Genomic DNA, 17,745 nt, shown 5'->3' on the forward strand with positions numbered 1-17,745 from the left:
GTTGTTTCCCCCTTTTAACGTGATGTCGCTATTTTTTTAAGCTTGGCAGGTGCATTGTAAACCTGCTTTAATGCGCCCAGTTCAGCGTTTCTCACAAATTCTTGAAAAAGGCGTTGCATCGAGGCGTCGGTTTCCGAGATTAATTCGGGATGCCACTGAACGCCGACAACGAATGGTGCGCCTTCTTTTTCTATCGCTTCCACAACGCCGTCTGGAGCTGTTGCCGTGATTTTTAGACCAGTTCCTACTATATTAACTGCTTGATGATGAAATGAATTGACTTGGGCGGTGTTTCCGAGAATGCTCGCGAGTCTGGAACCTCTTTCGATTCGGATTCCATGTGTCGCTCTCGTCGCGCAATCTTGTTGCATATGTGATAAATTCGCGGTTTCGATGTAGCTCGTGTCTTGGTGCAGCGTTCCGCCAAGCGCGATATTGAGTAGCTGTGCACCGCGGCAAATTGCCAAAATCGGTTTCTTTTGAGCTAGCGTTTCTTTTAAAAGTGCCAGTTCGAAGTCGTCGCGAATAGCGCATGTATCGCCGAGTTCTGCTTGTGGCGTCGTGCCATATAGAGCTGGTGAAACGTCCTGACCACCGGATAAAATGAGGCCGTCCATCTGATCCACAAAAGTCGCGATAAGACGTGTGTCTGTCACAGGAATTACGAGTGGTGCCCCCCCGCTATTAGCAACGACGGATATGTAATCACCGCCGACATACGTGCCATTGCGTGAGATTGTGTTCGGGACTTGCACTGTCAATTGCGCCGCCGATATTCCAATAATTGCAGTCATTCGCTTCACCCACCTTTTCTAATTCGCATCTTTTTACTCGGAATTAATATTTTATTTATTATACCGTGATTGAAATGGAAAGTAAAGTGATTACACAAAAAAGCCTGAAAAGTCATACAGACCTCTCAAGCTCTCCGGAGTTTATTTATAAAACGATTCAATTACTGGTTTCATCTTGTCAATCACGAGTCCACTGCCACCGCGACCGTTAACGCCATCGATCATCGCAAGCACGAGATAATCCGGTTTATCGCTATCGAACGCAAGTAGGAATCCATTCTCAAGACCACTTTCGCCTTGTTTTTGTTTCAGTTCCGCGGTTCCTGTTTTCCCAGCAATATTATGCCCTGCAATTTGGAGTTTGTGCACGGTTCCTTCTGGTTTAGAGACTGCCTGCACGAGCGCTGATTTGACGGTATTTGCTGTCGCTGCACTCATCGAATCTTTCGCGGCTTTCGTCTCTTCGGTTGCTGTCAATTTCGGATAAACCATCTTACCATTGTTCGCGAATGGCGTGTAGGCAACGGCTTGCTGGATTGGCGACATCAGTAGTTCACCTTGTCCATATGCCGTATCCGCTAGCAAAATATCTGATTTAATGCCATCGTTGGAAACTTGTGCTGGCTCCATGTTGAACGGTAAATCAAATTCCTCGCCGAAATCGAATTTTTTCAAGCCGTCTTGGAATTTCGTTGCACCCATCGCCAAGCCTTCTTGCGCAAAATAAATATTATCGGAGTTCACAAGTGCATCAACCATGTTCACTTTTGGAATATCATGGACACGCGTCACGAAATACTTGCCCCATGATTTATCTTTTTGCCATTGTAAACCAGAGATTTCGCGTACTTTATCTGGTTTTGTCGTGCCATTTTCCAACCCAACTGCCGCCGTAATTGTTTTAAAAGTCGAACCTGGTGCGTAGCGTGTCGCGTAACGAGCGAGGAATGGGAGTTTTTTATCGTCGGTGTATTTCTTGTAATCTTCACTCGAAATCCCCGCTACCATTTGGTTCGTATCATAGGATGGTGAGCTGACTAGCGCTGTTAGATTGCCGTTTGTCGGATTGATAACCGTCACGGAGCCGACCTCGCCTTTTAGCGCGTTGAAAGCGTCTTGCTGCACTTGACTGTCGATTGTAAGCTTAATCGTGTCGCCGTCCTTCTTCACATTTTGTTGCAGAACGGTTTCTTCTTTCGTTTCGTCATTTACAATCAGGATACGACCGCCGTTCACGCCGCGCAATGCTTTATCATAATAACGCTCTAAACCGGCTTTTCCGATTAAGTCGCCCGCGTTTAGTAGTTTATTTTTCTCGATATCCTCCGCGCTCACTTCACCAACATAACCGATTAAGTGCGCCGCCGCCTGACTTAGCGGGTAATAACGCGTTTCAATCGTCGCATAACTAACACCCGTCATCTGCACCGGCGAACCAGTCGTCAGAACTTTAATTGGCACAAACGTATCCGGATGCACCCAACTTTGCGACAATTTCTTCTCCAAATCAGCAACTGGAATATCGAATTCTTTACTAATTGCCGCCAAATTCGTCGTCTTCGCTGCGCCCTCACCAAGATCATTCGGAACAATCCCAGCCTCACTCACATTTTTATTAATCGCGAGCCCCTTGCCGTTCACGTCCTGAATTTGGCCACGTTTCGCCTCATCCGTCGTCAAGCGAACCTTATCCGATTTCACCATCCCTGGAAAAATTAAATTCGGCTGCCAATCCACTTTCCAAGCATCATCCTCACTTGAAATCGTCGCCGTATATTTCTGCTTAGCCATCTTACCAAGCGTCGTCGTCATCTCCAGACTATACGCCAATTTATAGTTATTATCCCCATCATTTGGCGTCACTTTTAAGTCGGAAACCTTGATATCACGCGCATCGATGCCATTATAAACAGTCTCATACTTAGCTTCCATTTCCTTCGCCGTGAAACCACTTTTCTTCAGCGATTCCTTCGTCACATCGTCCGAAAGCTCCGTAAATTTCTGGTTCTTAATATTCGTCGTGAAATTCTCCGCGGCCTCGTTGGCCATTTTCTCATGCTTCGCGCTACTATACATAAAATAGTAAACCGCGCCCCCTCCAATAGCAAGAACTAAAACAACGATAAGACTAATCCAAATCCATTTCTTATTACTCTTCTTTTGTCTACGCACCTTGTTCCCTCCAGTTTTGTTTCACGTTTTCACTGCCTCTTTATTATAGCAAAGGATGCCTCAACCAGCACTAATCTTTACTAATTCTTTACCTTTTTCAAATTGCTTCGTGAAATCGCGTTTCAATTCTAGCAAATAACGCAAATCATTGAGAAACTGGAAAAGCAACGCCCGCCCTTCAAATTCCTCCCGCGTCTTCGGCAACTCACTTTTGCGAAAATCAGCCAGCATCACATTCACATCCACAATCAAGTCCTCCGCCGGGTTCGCCTCTGACAGCGATAAAGCCGTTTTCTCAACCAAGCTCGCCATTTGCCCCGCATGATCCGTCAAAATTCCAATCTGGCGCACCGACAAATTCATCTGCCTAATCACGCGCAATTGCACCGTCCGCATATCGATATATTTAATATAATACCGCGAATCCGCAAATAACTGGTTATCAAAATGACGCCGCGACTGATCATTGGCCTCCGTCAAGTACTCCGCCAACTGCTTAATCAGCTTCTTCTCATCCAAATAAACCGGCTCACGTTTCAAATCCTGCGCGAAACAAAAGAAAATTTGGCGCATCACCGACTCAATTTTTTGGCGTTGCTGCTTCATTTCCGTGTCCATTTTTGGCATGTATAAGTTCAGCAGAATCCCGATTCCCGCGCCGACCGTCATGAGTAGCATCTCGTTTGTAAACCAAAATAGCGAGAGCGACTGCTCCACTAAAATATGCGTCACGAGTACCGAGCTGACCACGATGCCGTCCGTTACTTTGAGTCGGACCGCGATTGGGATGAATACTAGGAGATAAAAGCCGAATGCAATCGCGTTAAAGCCTAGTAACATGAAAAATATGGCCGAGATTGTTAGCGCGATTACTGTCGAATATACGCGCTGCATCGCGAGTTGTATCGAGCCTTTTTTCGTGTTTTGAATGCTGAGAACTGTGATTAAACCTGCTGAAACGGCGTATTCGAGACCCCACCATTCGGCGATGAGGATCGCGAGCGTCGCGCCAACAGCTGTTTTCACTGTACGCAATCCAATTTTCAAAGTTTTTCACCTCTTTTTTCTATTCTTTTTTATTTTACACTATTTTATGGGGATAAAACAGTTTTTTGGGGAGGGACTGGGTATGTATTTTGGGTGTTTTATAATTAAAAAGTCACCTGCGAAACTTTTGGTTTCGCGGGTGACTTCTGTGTTCTTTATCGAGTTTCGCGTGCCAGGACTTCGGAACTTTCACCCCCTACGCAAAAATCAAAAGAGGATTTTCACTGCGGCGGCTCCAAGTTCTTTCAGTCCTGACGGGCACGCTCAACATCTAAGTTTCAATCGAGCTTCGCGTGCCAGGACTTCGAAGTTTTCTCCCCCTACGCAAAAATCAAAAACAGATTTTCACTGCGGCGGCTCCAAACTTTTTCAGTCCTAGCGGACACGCTTAGCATCTAGGTTTATCAAGCTTCTCGCGCCAACCCTTCGGAGCTTTCACCCCCTCCACAAAAGTCAAAGGAGGACTTTTATTGCGGCGGCTCCAAGCTCTGTCAGGGCTGAACGGGCGCGTTCAGCATCTAATTAAATATGCTTCGTTTCTTCCAAATCTGCAACTTCTTGCTCTTTACCTAGTACGGATGATTTCAGCTTGCGGTAATGGTGGATACCGGTACCGGCTGGGATCAGTTTACCTAGGATTACGTTTTCTTTCAAGCCGAGCAATTCATCGGTTTTACCTTTGATTGCTGCATCTGTAAGAACTCGTGTTGTTTCTTGGAAGGATGCGGCGGACAGGAAGGAATCTGTTTCAAGGGATGCTTTTGTAATACCTAGCAATACTGGGCGTCCAGTTGCTGGTTGTTTGCCGGCAAGTAGTGCGTCACGGTTAGACTCGGTAAATGTGTGCACATCCATTAATGTTCCTGGCAAGATATTTGTATCACCAGTGTCCATTACGCGGATTTTACGCAACATTTGACGAACCATAACTTCAACGTGTTTATCGCCGATTTCAACCCCTTGCATCCGGTAAACTTTTTGTACCTCAGCAAGTAGATATTCTTGTACGGAAAGAACGTCGCGAACGCGAATCAATGCTTTCGGATCAATCGAACCTTCTGTTAGGGCTTCCCCACGGTCAACAATGTCTCCGATTTTAACGCGCAGGCGGGCAGTATAAGGAATACTGTAGCTACGACGGTCTTCATCTTTACCTTGTATCACGATTTCTTGTTGACGATCGCGTGCTTCTTCAATAGAAACAACTTCACCCTCAACTTCGGTAATAATCGCTTGACCTTTAGGATTACGTGCTTCAAAAATCTCTTGGATACGTGGAAGACCTTGCGTGATATCGTCTCCGGCTACCCCACCTGTATGGAACGTACGCATTGTAAGCTGTGTACCTGGTTCCCCGATGGATTGCGCGGCGATAATACCAACGGCTTCTCCGACTTCGACTTCTGTTCCTGTTGCCAAGTTTTTACCATAACATTTCTTACATACACCGTGTCGTGTGTTACATGTGAACGCAGAACGGATAGTTACTTTTTCAATACCAGCTTCGATAACAAGACGTGATTTAGCCTCTGTAATCAAGTCATTTTCAGCAACGATAACTTCGCCTGTTTCTGGGTGTCTGATCGATTTACGAGCATAACGACCTTCCAAACGTTCTTCCAAAGGCTCGATAATCTCCGTACCCTCGCGGATAGCTTCAATTTCAAGACCGCGGTCAGTGCCACAATCGTATTCACGAATGATAACATCTTGCGCCACGTCAACCAAACGACGAGTAAGGTAACCTGAATCGGCTGTTTTAAGGGCTGTATCGGTAAGACCTTTACGCGCACCATGGGTTGAGATAAAGTATTCCAAGACAGTTAGTCCCTCACGGAAGTTCGATGTGATTGGAAGTTCTACGATACGTCCAGATGGATCGGCCATCAGACCACGCATACCTGCAAGCTGTGTAAAGTTGGAGATGTTACCACGAGCTCCTGAATCTTGCATCATGAAGATCGGGTTTAAGCGATCCAAACTCAAGATCAGTTTGCCTTGGATAACGTCTTTCGCTTCATTCCAGACAGCAATAACACGTTCGTATCTTTCGTCATCGGTAATCAAACCACGACGGAATGTTTTCGTAATTTTCTCTACTTTATCATGCGCTTCTTCAAGAATGTCATGCTTTTCTTCCAGCGTCAAGATGTCGGCGATACCAACTGTCATACCAGCTTTTGTAGAGATTTTGAAACCTAGATCTTTCATGCGATCGAGCATACGAGAAGTTTCAGTGATATGGAACTTTTTGAAAACTTCCGCGATGATGTTTCCTAGGATTTTTTTCTTGAATGGGTCAACGATTTCTTGTTCTTGGATGAATTTTTTCACATCTGTGTTCGTATCCACGAAATATTTCTTAGGCGTTTCAACTTCAAGATTGTAATCTGTCGGTTCGTTAATATATGGGAATGTCGTTGGTAAAATTGTATTGAAAATTAGTTTACCAACTGTCGTAATTAATAATTGTTTGCGTTGCTCATCGGTAAATCTTTCGTTGTCAATCGATCCTGCAACAACGGCGATACGCGAATGCAAATGAACATAACCGTTTTGGTATGCTAATTGCGCTTCGTTAATATCCGTGAAGACTGTACCTTCCCCAACTGTACCTTCCCGTTCAAGCGTCAAGTAGTAGTTACCTAGTACCATATCTTGAGAAGGCGTTACAACCGGTTTACCATCTTTCGGGTTCAAAATGTTTTGGGCAGCGAGCATCAAAATACGCGCTTCTGCTTGTGCTTCTGCGGATAGTGGGACATGGACAGCCATTTGGTCACCATCAAAATCGGCGTTATAAGCTGTACATACTAGCGGATGCAGACGAATCGCACGGCCTTCAACAAGTGTAGGTTCGAAAGCTTGGATACCTAGTCTATGCAAAGTAGGCGCGCGGTTAAGAAGTACTGGATGCTCACGAATAACTTCTTCTAATACATCCCAAATTTCAGGTGAAGAACGTTCGATTTTGCGTTTTGCACTCTTAATGTTATGCGCAAGGCCACGACCAACCAATTCTTTCATCACGAAAGGCTTGAATAGTTCGAGTGCCATTTCTTTCGGAAGTCCACATTGGTACATCTTAAGGTTCGGACCAACTACGATAACGGAACGACCAGAATAATCGACACGTTTACCTAGTAAGTTTTGACGGAAACGACCTTGTTTACCTTTCAGCATGTGAGACAGTGATTTCAGTGGGCGGTTACCTGGTCCTGTTACCGGACGGCCACGACGACCATTATCAATCAAAGCATCGACTGCTTCTTGGAGCATCCGTTTTTCATTTTGCACGATGATGTTAGGCGCTCCTAAATCAAGCAAGCGTTTCAGACGGTTATTCCGGTTAATAACACGGCGATAAAGGTCATTCAAATCACTTGTCGCAAAACGTCCACCTTCAAGTTGAACCATTGGGCGGATTTCCGGCGGGATAACTGGAAGCACGTCAAGAACCATCCAACTTGGATCATTGCCGGAATGACGGAATGCTTCTAGAACTTCTAAACGACGAATCGCACGAGTTCTACGTTGTCCTTGTGCCGATTTCAATTCTTCTTTCAAGCCATTTACTTCTTTTTCAAGTTGAATGTCTGCAAGAAGTTTTTTGATTGCTTCAGCGCCCATCCCAGCTTGGAACGATTGGCTATATTTCTCACGGTAAACGCGGTACTCTTTTTCAGAAAGCAATTGTTTCTTTTCAAGCGGTGTATCGCCTGGTTCTGTTACAACATAGGAAGCAAAATAGATAACTTCTTCTAAAGCACGCGGTGACATGTCAAGAGCAAGTCCCATACGGCTCGGAATACCTTTAAAGTACCAAATATGTGTTACTGGTGCAGCTAGTTCAATGTGTCCCATACGTTCACGACGAACTTTGGACTTCGTAACTTCAACGCCACAGCGGTCACAAACTACGCCTTTATAGCGAACACGTTTGTATTTCCCACAAGAACATTCCCAGTCTTTCATTGGTCCGAAGATTCTTTCGCAGAACAAACCATCACGCTCAGGTTTCAGCGTACGATAGTTGATTGTTTCTGGTTTTTTAACTTCTCCGTGTGACCATGAACGAATTTTATCTGGAGACGCAAGACCTATTTTCATATACTCAAAATTTTTCACATCTAAAACCAATGGTCTACCTCCTATATTTGACGAGTGGCATATCCCAAGTAAATCGGCGGCAAGCGATCGCATTCTGCCACTTTTGCGGACTTCCGGTTCTCACATACGCAAGTATGCTCCGCTTCCGGCTTCCACAAAACTGACAGAATACAATCGCTTTCGCTCGATTTGTGTAAAGCAGAATGTACGTCTTACCCAGCAGTTCAAAAGCTGATTTGGCGCTTTTCACTCGTCTAACGTTTTTGTTATTCCTGTTCTATTTTAGCTTCGCGCATTTAGTTCTCTAGAAAATTAAATGCGCTTGGCTTATATATTATTGATTCGAGTCGATTATACCTGCTGGCTTCGTTGGTTCGGAGACGATGTTGAAAGCGTCGTTTTGGGCGCCGAATTCTTCGTCTTCTAGGTCGCGTAATTCGATTTCTTCTTTGTCTGCGGAGAGGATTTTTACGTCCATTCCTAGACTTTGAAGCTCTTTAATTAGTACCTTGAAGGATTCTGGTACGCCTGGTTCTGGGATGCTTTCGCCTTTGACAATGGCTTCGTATGTTTTCACACGGCCTACCACGTCATCGGATTTGATCGTCAGGATTTCTTGAAGCGTGTAAGCGGCACCGTATGCTTCTAGTGCCCATACTTCCATCTCTCCAAAACGTTGTCCACCGAACTGTGCTTTACCGCCTAGTGGTTGTTGTGTTACTAGTGAGTAAGGTCCAGTTGAACGAGCATGTAATTTATCATCAACCATGTGGGCTAGTTTAATCATATACATAATACCGACAGAAATACGGTTATCAAAAGGTTCACCTGTACGTCCATCATAAAGCGTGGTTTTCGCATCTGGTGCCATACCGGATTCAGCAACTGTGCTCCATACGTCGTCATCGTTCGCGCCATCAAATACTGGTGTCGCGATGTGAATGCCGAGGTAACGAGCTGCCATACCTAAATGAAGCTCAAGTACTTGTCCGATGTTCATCCGTGATGGTACACCTAGTGGGTTAAGCATGATATCAACTGGCGTTCCGTCTGGCATAAATGGCATATCTTCTTCTGGTAAAATACGAGAGATAACCCCTTTATTTCCGTGACGTCCGGCCATTTTATCGCCTTCATGAATTTTACGTTTTTGAACGATATAAACACGAACGAGTTGGTTAACGCCTGGTGGTAACTCATCGCCAGCTTCACGTGTAAAGATTTTCACGTCAAGGACAATGCCGTCGCCGCCATGTGGTACGCGTAGAGATGTATCGCGAACTTCACGGGCTTTTTCACCGAAGATTGCGTGTAGTAAACGTTCTTCTGCTGTCAGCTCGGTTACACCTTTTGGCGTTACTTTACCAACGAGCAAGTCGCCGTCTTTTACTTCTGCTCCGACACGGATAACGCCACGTTCGTCAAGATCGCGCAATGCGTCTTCCCCAACGTTTGGAATATCACGAGTCATTTCCTCAGGTCCGAGTTTCGTATCACGAGCTTCTGATTCAAATTCTTCAATATGAATCGACGTGTAAACATCATCTTTTACAAGACGTTCACTCATGATAATCGCATCCTCATAGTTATAACCGTCCCAAGTCATGAATGCTACAAGAACATTACGACCTAGAGCAAGCTCACCAGAGTCCATCGAAGGACCGTTACCAAGGATTTCGCCTTTTGTTACGCGGTCTCCTTCTGCAACGTTTGGCGATTGGTTATAACACGTACCATGATTCGAACGAACAAATTTGCGCAGTGTATATTTATCAATACCACCGCTAACTTCTTTGCCATCCACTTCAGAAATACGGCGAACCCAGATTTCTTTGGCTTCCACGTGTTCCACAAGTCCATCATGCTTACATACAACAGCAGCACCAGAGTCACGGGCAGAAACGTGTTCCATACCTGTTCCAATGATTGGCGCTTCTGGATTTAAAAGTGGAACCGCTTGACGTTGCATGTTGGCTCCCATTAACGCACGGTTGGAGTCATCATTTTCAAGGAACGGGATACATGCCGTCGCAACCGAAACAACTTGTTTTGGCGATACGTCCATGTAATCGATACGTTCTTTTTCAACAGCTAAATTGGCAGAACGGAAACGCGCCATAACTTCTTCTTCTGTAAAAGTACCGAGCTCATCTAATTTCGAGTTCGCTTGGGCCACTACATAGTTATCCTCTTCGTCCGCAGTCAGATAATCAATCGTATCTGTTACGCGGTTCGTTTCAGGATCAACGCGACGATATGGTGTTTCGATAAAGCCAAACTTGTTCACTTTTGCAAAGGAAGACAAGGAGTTAATCAGTCCAATATTCGGTCCCTCAGGCGTTTCAATCGGACACATACGACCATAGTGGGAATAATGCACGTCACGTACTTCATAACCAGCACGTTCACGCGTCAAACCACCGGGTCCAAGCGCTGAAAGACGACGTTTATGCGTCAATTCGGCAAGCGGGTTCGTTTGATCCATAAACTGTGATAACTGCGAGCTACCAAAGAATTCTTTTATGGATGCCACAACTGGACGAATATTAATCAATTGTTGCGGTGTCACGGTGCTCATGTCTTGAATCGACATACGCTCACGAACGACACGCTCCATACGGGACAAACCGATACGGAATTGATTTTGTAAAAGCTCTCCAACTGAACGCAAACGACGGTTACCAAGATGGTCAATATCGTCCGTGTCGCCTACTCCGTGAAGTAGGTTGAAGAAATAACTGATAGAAGAAATAATATCGGCTGGCGTAATGTGTTTCACGCTCGCATCAATATAAGCATTACCAATAACATTGATAATTTTTTCTTCTTCGCTGTTTGGTGCGTAAATTTTGATAGATTGAACAACAACGCTGTCTTCCATAACGCCATCAGTTGGACGGAGTGTTCGGAATCCGACGCCATTTTCAAGATTCTCAATAATAGAATCCAATTTACGACGATCTAAAATCTCACCTTTAGACGCGATAATTTCACCAGTTTCTGGATCAACTAACGTTTCTGCCAGTGTTTGGTTAAATAGACGGTTTTTCAGATGCACTTTTTTGTTGATTTTGTAACGACCAACATTCGCTAAATCATAACGTTTTGGATCGAAAAAGCGCGATACTAGCAAGCTCTTCGCATTTTCAACTGTCGGTGGTTCACCAGGACGCAAGCGCTCATAAATTTCAAGCAATGCTTTGTCCGCATTATCGGTATTATCTTTCTCAAGTGTGTTGCGTAAGTAGTCATTCTCCCCGATTAACTCCAAGATTTCGCTATCGGAGCCAAATCCAAGCGCACGTAAAAGAACAGTAACTGGTAATTTACGCGTCCGGTCGATTCTTACATGAACAACATCTTTCGCGTCTGTTTCATACTCAAGCCACGCCCCACGGTTAGGGATGACAGTAGAACCAAAACCTTTTTTACCGTTTTTGTCGAGTTTTCCGTTAAAATAAACACCTGGAGAACGCACTAATTGCGATACAATAACACGCTCGGCGCCATTGATAACAAACGTCCCCATCTCGGTCATAAGCGGGAAATCACCCATAAATACTTCTTGGTCTTTCACTTCACCCGTCTCTTTATTAATAAGACGTAACTTCACGCGCAATGGTGCTGCATAATTAGCATCGCGGTTTTTCGACTCTTCTACTGAATATTTCGGATCTCCCAAATTGTAGTCGATAAATTCTAGTGACAAATTCCCAGCAAAATCCTCAATTGGAGAAATATCGCGGAACATTTCACGTAATCCCTCATCCAAAAACCATTGGTAGGACTTCGATTGAATCTCGATTAAGTTTGGTAACTCCAACACTTCACTAATACGAGCGAAACTTCTACGTTGGCGATGTCTTCCGTACTGAACTAGTTGACCTGACAACTCATTCACCCTCTCAAATAAACTAAATTTATTAAGCACATTGCAGCAAAAATAGTACAATGGAACTTGGCAAAAATACCTAAAAAAGACAAAAAGAAAGCGGGTTCCTCAAAGAAAACCACTATTTTCTTGCTATGTGAACCAAACAGGCTAAAACTGCAATTCCTCGCGTACGCACCGCTAAATATGGTGATATCGATTCTTTTGGCATCTTACTATAATAGCATAGCGAAAAGACAGAGTCAACGATTAGGACTCCATCTTTTTTGATTTGTTATAAAGTTCTGAGAGTACTAAAACCGGACGCAAGCATGGCGTGACTTGCGGACGTTTTACAGTAGCTAAAATTCTGAGAGTACTAAAACAACACCATTGTGTTAATCCCGAACAATCAAGTTTTACAGTAGCTAAAATTCTGAGAGTACTAAAACGCAAATAATTCTTCATAAATCCTGTGTTCGGTTTTACAGTAGCTAAAATTCTGAGAGTACTAAAACTATTCAGATGCAGTTTTCTTTTGAGTGAAAGTTTTACAGTAGCTAAAATTCTGAGAGTACTAAAACATCATTTACGATTACTGATTCTGATACGATGTTTTACAGTAGCTAAAATTCTGAGAGTACTAAAACAGAATATCAAAAAGGCAAGGTAACAGCCGCGTTTTACAGTAGCTAAAATTCTGAGAGTACTAAAACATGTCACTTAAAAGTTCTTTTATACGTGGCGTTTTACAGTAGCTAAAATTCTGAGAGTACTAAAACAGTATGTGGTTAATTGTCCGTCTGATACGTGTTTTACAGTAGCTAAAATTCTGAGAGTACTAAAACAGTAGCGTAATTGCGGATTTAGTGAGAGAGGTTTTACAGTAGCTAAAATTCTGAGAGTACTAAAACCGACGGAACCTATATACCGCTCACCGTGAAGTTTTACAGTAGCTAAAATTCTGAGAGTACTAAAACACAGAGAGCAGTACGCAGAACCCGCTAAATGTTTTACAGTAGCTAAAATTCTGAGAGTACTAAAACTATAGTTGTAGCCAGCCACTCGCACTAGAAGTTTTACAGTAGCTAAAATTCTGAGAGTACTAAAACTAGCCGCACGTCCTATTAAAGCAAGACCAAAGTTTTACAGTAGCTAAAATTCTGAGAGTACTAAAACAGAATGTTACGAACGCACTTCCCAACGCCGGTTTTACAGTAGCTAAAATTCTGAGAGTACTAAAACTGCAGGTTATTTGTTAAAAGCGATGAATCAGTTTTACAGTAGCTAAAATTCTGAGAGTACTAAAACAGATACGTCTGTTGCTGAAAACGTGAGCTAGTTTTACAGTAGCTAAAATTCTGAGAGTACTAAAACAACGATACCGTTCTGATGTGATCCAACGTAGTTTTACAGTAGCTAAAATTCTGAGAGTACTAAAACCAGGTATCTGGCAATCGCTCCACTTGAAAGTTTTACAGTAGCTAAAATTCTGAGAGTACTAAAACTGCGCTATAGGCTTTCTCTAGTTGTTGTTCGTTTTACAGTAGCTAAAATTCTGAGAGTACTAAAACCCTATGTTTGGGCTAGATATTATCAATGTAGTTTTACAGTAGCTAAAATTCTGAGAGTACTAAAACGATGGTGCCTGCGCTTGGCTTTATCATTCGGTTTTACAGTAGCTAAAATTCTGAGAGTACTAAAACATTTATTTGTTCAAGATTATACGCAGCTCAGTTTTACAGTAGCTAAAATTCTGAGAGTACTAAAACGTCAAAAAAAAGGCGGACGAAGTAACAGCTGTTTTACAGTAGCTAAAATTCTGAGAGTACTAAAACTAGAGATAGCGTTAATAGCGCGTAACTGGAGTTTTACAGTAGCTAAAATTCTGAGAGTACTAAAACGAATCAACGTCCTTTGGGCGTTACAGGCTTGTTTTACAGTAGCTAAAATTCTGAGAGTACTAAAACAAGTGTTAGTGATGGCAAAGTTTCGAGGGAAGTTTTACAGTAGCTAAAATTCTGAGAGTACTAAAACGCATTCGCAGAAAGCGATAAATTGAATGTTGTTTTACAGTAGCTAAAATTCTGAGAGTACTAAAACGAAGTTTCATTACAATTCACCTTCCTCACCGTTTTACAGTAGCTAAAATTCTGAGAGTACTAAAACGCAAGTACATCCTTTTTCCGAATAACATCAGTTTTACAGTAGCTAAAATTCTGAGAGTACTAAAACCCGTATCCTTTGGAACCACGAATGTTAAGGTTTTACAGTAGCTAAAATTCTGAGAGTACTAAAACGCCGTTAATTATCAACGCAGGCATACAAATGTTTTACAGTAGCTAAAATTCTGAGAGTACTAAAACATTCAAGTGATCCCTCAGAGACATATTTCTGTTTTACAGTAGCTAAAATTCTGAGAGTACTAAAACCATAACCTGTCAATTCTATCACCTACCTTTGTTTTACAGTAGCTAAAATTCTGAGAGTACTAAAACGTAGAACAAAGGGAGATGCAGATACTCTAAGTTTTACAGTAGCTAAAATTCTGAGAGTACTAAAACGATATGGGGTAGGCTTATTATCGGTGCTGGGTTTTACAGTAGCTAAAATTCTGAGAGTACTAAAACAATAGCGATATTTTGCCATGCTCCACCGTCGTTTTACAGTAGCTAAAATTCTGAGAGTACTAAAACATATTCTTAATCGTGTTCTTAAGAAGATTTGTTTTACAGTAGCTAAAATTCTGAGAGTACTAAAACATGGACGTGAAGAGGGAAGCGGGAAAGCTTGTTTTACAGTAGCTAAAATTCTGAGAGTACTAAAACACCGTACCTACCACTAGCCCGCAAAACGAGTTTTACAGTAGCTAAAATTCTGAGAGTACTAAAACCAGTTGACGGCAATCAATTTCAAGAACGATGTTTTACAGTAGCTAAAATTCTGAGAGTACTAAAACCGCGACATCTCAAGAGTTGTACTAGAAAGTGTTTTACAGTAGCTAAAATTCTGAGAGTACTAAAACTAAGGTAGAAGGCAACATCTTTAGCTTGCTGTTTTACAGTAGCTAAAATTCTGAGAGTACTAAAACGTATATCTACCGCCACGCTGTTGCACATAAGTTTTACAGTAGCTAAAATTCTGAGAGTACTAAAACTTGTAGTGGTGTTTCTTACTACTCTCTTAGTTTTACAGTAGCTAAAATTCTGAGAGTACTAAAACCTCAAATCACACTAAGGTTCCTAGTAAAAACTACTGCTCCTTCATTATAACACAGGCTTCAACATCCTGCTATTACTCACTATACAGGAATTCATACTCCAATTGTGTATACGTATCGATCATTCCTGCCTCAAAATCATAATAGCAAAACAGCTCATTTATAATCTTAATCAAGACCAGCTCCCGTAGAGACATTTGAATACTTTGTTTTTTATTTGTAAACAGATACGGTGCCACTGTCTTCAAGTAGTTCATAAAATCAACATAGCTCGGCACAGACATGTCAGGATAATTATTACACACCCGCTCATACAGAACTTCACTTTCAACAAGCGCATGAACTTCCCGTCCAGCCACTAAAATATTCTCAATATACCGCTCACTCACATAGACATAGCCAATCTGACTGGGAAATATAATACTAAAAAAATGCGGATGTCTCTCTGTTAAAATCTCTATTTGCCTCATAATCTTTTCGTATTCATCATAATGCAACGTATCATCAATATTTTTTATCATGAGTAAGATAGGTTGCGCAGAGTTCTCTAAATTAATATTAAGAATTTCCAACAATAACAAATACTTCGAATAGCCATCAATATATTCAATTGCATAACTCAAATCTTGAAACTCCGGTAACATCGAAACATTTTTTTGTAATAGATTGAGGGCATTAATTTCTTCAACCAAAATTCCCCACTCAATATTTTGTCCACTATTAATTTGCTCCAACGCCCCATCAGCATTCATTTTTCTAGCGATTTCATCTAGCTGATAATTAATCGCCTCAATATTTTTAGTTATATCGAGATTTTGAATGATTCGATTCATCATTTCGAAAATCGGCGTTCCTTTTTTCACATTCAATAAATCATGAATATCCGTTACCGACTCAATGATTAACGTCTGGAATTTATTCCTTGATAAACTCTGCCCATCTTCAAAAATTTCAGGCTCTTTATATTGAAGTATGCTAAGTTCCGCCTCCGTGTATTTATGTTTACTCAAGAACCAAGATAAATTCTGCCATAACTGCTGTTTCAATTCACTGTTATCCCCAACAACCTGCATTAACTGACCAAAATTCATCTCTATTTGAGCCAGCTTCGGATGTGAAAAAGTCCACAAATTCATATAACCACCATCCTATTAGCACCAATTTTATCTTCGTGACGCGCTTTTTTACCGACAATCAATACCATATCCTCAAATTGTTTCTCCGTCACCATCAGCAACCGAATATGTCCCTCCTCCGGTGCCTGAACACTGATTCGCTTATAATATTTTTTAGCAAAAACGCGATTTGGGCAAGTTCTAACATACACAGAGTATTGAAGCATTTCAAATCCATTCTTTAATAATAACTTACGAAAATGACGATACCGCCTTTTTTGCGTACTCGTCTCCACCGGCAAATCAAAAAAGCATACTACTCTCATAATGTCATACCTCACTTTTTGCACCTTCAAAGCTCTTTAAAACAGGATTATTGAGTTTACTGAAATCGCCTGTTTCCATAAATTGAATGAAATCAATGATATATTTCTCCATAATCACTCCTAACGTATAGTTTCCTTTTTTGTATACCGCTCTTTTATTTAGCAAATCTACCAATGCCACGCGATTTTCAAATGTAAGAAATTTGGCATCTCGCATATTTTGGAATACCCAAGAATCAACAAATGGTCGAAAAGGCTCCATTAAATCATCTACCAAATTGAATTGATTATACTCGCTTTTATGAAATACACCAATCATCGGCACTAAGCCATAAGCAACCGTTAATCTGGCAAATTGCGCGCGTACGATAGAGTATCCGTAGTTCAAAGCGGCATTGATAGCAAAGTCATCATTTTGCCGACTAAATTCATTACCAAATAATGCATTAAAATATACTTTGGCAGCGTGCCCTTCACGATTGGTATTGTCATAATGCTGAATTTCTTGTATATAGGTACGAAGCTTTTCAACGGCTTCTGGGCTCGCTTCATTCAAACGCAAAACCTCTAGTTGGTTCTTTATTTTATGTTTTATTATTTCAGCCCAAATAACTCCTTTTACACCATCATCCCACAACAACTGTTTTTGCAGCATTTTACTTGCTCGTGAATGCCCATTGTACGCATGATAGATTCCCACCGGCGTGTGCGTATGATCGCAAATAACCAAACTAATATTATATTTAGTCAACGCAGACAGTAATCTCGTTGTCAAAGTAGTTTGCAAACCTTCCAAAACAATAATCGAAATGTCACTTAACGGAATAACATATTCATAATCTTCTTTAAAAATAACTACATTATCTAGTTTTAACTTCAGGTATTCCCCATCTTTTATTAAGACCGTTCGCCAGCTCATATCCAACTCTCCTTAACGAAATAGATTAAAAAAGCTCTCCCAATTAATTGGGAGAGCTGATTTCGGCATAAAGCCTTATTTCAGTAGGTTCTCAGAATTTTAGCTACTGTAGCAAGCGTCCTTGCTAACCATATTATACCTCCCACAATATAATACGTCAATAGTTTATTG

At 41.9% G+C, this 17,745-nt stretch carries 8 protein-coding genes and 1 CRISPR repeat array; all 8 genes read right to left on the minus strand.

Annotated features, from left to right (window positions below; genetic code table 11):
* Positions 1–14: 14 nt before the first annotated feature.
* Positions 15–794 (minus strand): gamma-glutamyl-gamma-aminobutyrate hydrolase family protein, encoded by a 780-nt coding sequence (locus HCJ66_RS04615; protein WP_187132078.1) that lies wholly within the window; start codon positions 792–794, stop codon positions 15–17.
* 141 nt (positions 795–935) lie between these two features.
* Positions 936–2,966 carry a penicillin-binding protein PBP4(5) gene (gene pbp4 / locus HCJ66_RS04620; RefSeq protein WP_343068958.1) on the minus strand — a complete coding sequence of 677 codons (2,031 nt, stop codon included), beginning with the start codon at positions 2,964–2,966 and terminating at the stop codon, positions 936–938.
* Between the two features lie 60 nt (positions 2,967–3,026).
* Positions 3,027–4,013 (minus strand): aromatic acid exporter family protein, encoded by a 987-nt coding sequence (locus HCJ66_RS04625; RefSeq protein WP_187132079.1) that lies wholly within the window; start codon positions 4,011–4,013, stop codon positions 3,027–3,029.
* Between the two features lie 522 nt (positions 4,014–4,535).
* Complete coding sequence (rpoC, locus tag HCJ66_RS04630; RefSeq protein WP_281368053.1) at positions 4,536–8,153, minus strand: DNA-directed RNA polymerase subunit beta'; 3,618 nt, start codon at positions 8,151–8,153, stop codon at positions 4,536–4,538.
* A gap of 304 nt (positions 8,154–8,457) precedes the next feature.
* Positions 8,458–12,015, minus strand: coding sequence for a DNA-directed RNA polymerase subunit beta (rpoB, locus tag HCJ66_RS04635; protein ID WP_425489615.1), 3,558 nt, complete (start codon positions 12,013–12,015; stop codon positions 8,458–8,460).
* A 329-nt stretch (positions 12,016–12,344) separates the two neighbouring features.
* Positions 12,345–15,216: direct repeats of the CRISPR family, unit length 36 nt; unit sequence GTTTTACAGTAGCTAAAATTCTGAGAGTACTAAAAC.
* A 72-nt stretch (positions 15,217–15,288) separates the two neighbouring features.
* Positions 15,289–16,350, minus strand: coding sequence for a CRISPR-associated protein Csn2-St (csn2-St, locus tag HCJ66_RS04640; protein WP_187132081.1), 1,062 nt, complete (start codon positions 16,348–16,350; stop codon positions 15,289–15,291).
* Positions 16,347–16,655: a CRISPR-associated endonuclease Cas2 gene (gene cas2 / locus HCJ66_RS04645; protein WP_222717407.1), complete on the minus strand. Its 309-nt coding sequence runs from the start codon at positions 16,653–16,655 to the stop codon at positions 16,347–16,349. Before cas2 ends, csn2-St begins: the two co-directional genes overlap by 4 nt.
* 4 nt (positions 16,656–16,659) lie before the next feature.
* A complete protein-coding gene (cas1, locus tag HCJ66_RS04650) occupies positions 16,660–17,574 on the minus strand; it encodes a type II CRISPR-associated endonuclease Cas1 (RefSeq protein ID WP_187132082.1) in 915 nt (304 codons plus the stop codon).
* Positions 17,575–17,745: the final 171 nt, after the last annotated feature.

It is taken from the genome of Paenilisteria portnoyi (assembly GCF_014322795.1).
Lineage (GTDB): Bacteria > Bacillota > Bacilli > Lactobacillales > Listeriaceae > Listeria_A > Listeria_A portnoyi.

Bases quoted from the DNA above. Each gene is read 5' to 3' on its own strand.
- cas2 (WP_222717407.1), bottom strand. From the start codon at position 16,655: ATGAGAGTAGTATGCTTTTTTGATTTGCCGGTGGAGACGAGTACGCAA.
- HCJ66_RS04615 (WP_187132078.1), bottom strand. From the start codon at position 794: ATGACTGCAATTATTGGAATATCGGCGGCGCAATTGACAGTGCAAGTC.
- cas1 (WP_187132082.1), bottom strand. From the start codon at position 17,574: ATGAGCTGGCGAACGGTCTTAATAAAAGATGGGGAATACCTGAAGTTA.
- csn2-St (WP_187132081.1), bottom strand. From the start codon at position 16,350: ATGAATTTGTGGACTTTTTCACATCCGAAGCTGGCTCAAATAGAGATG.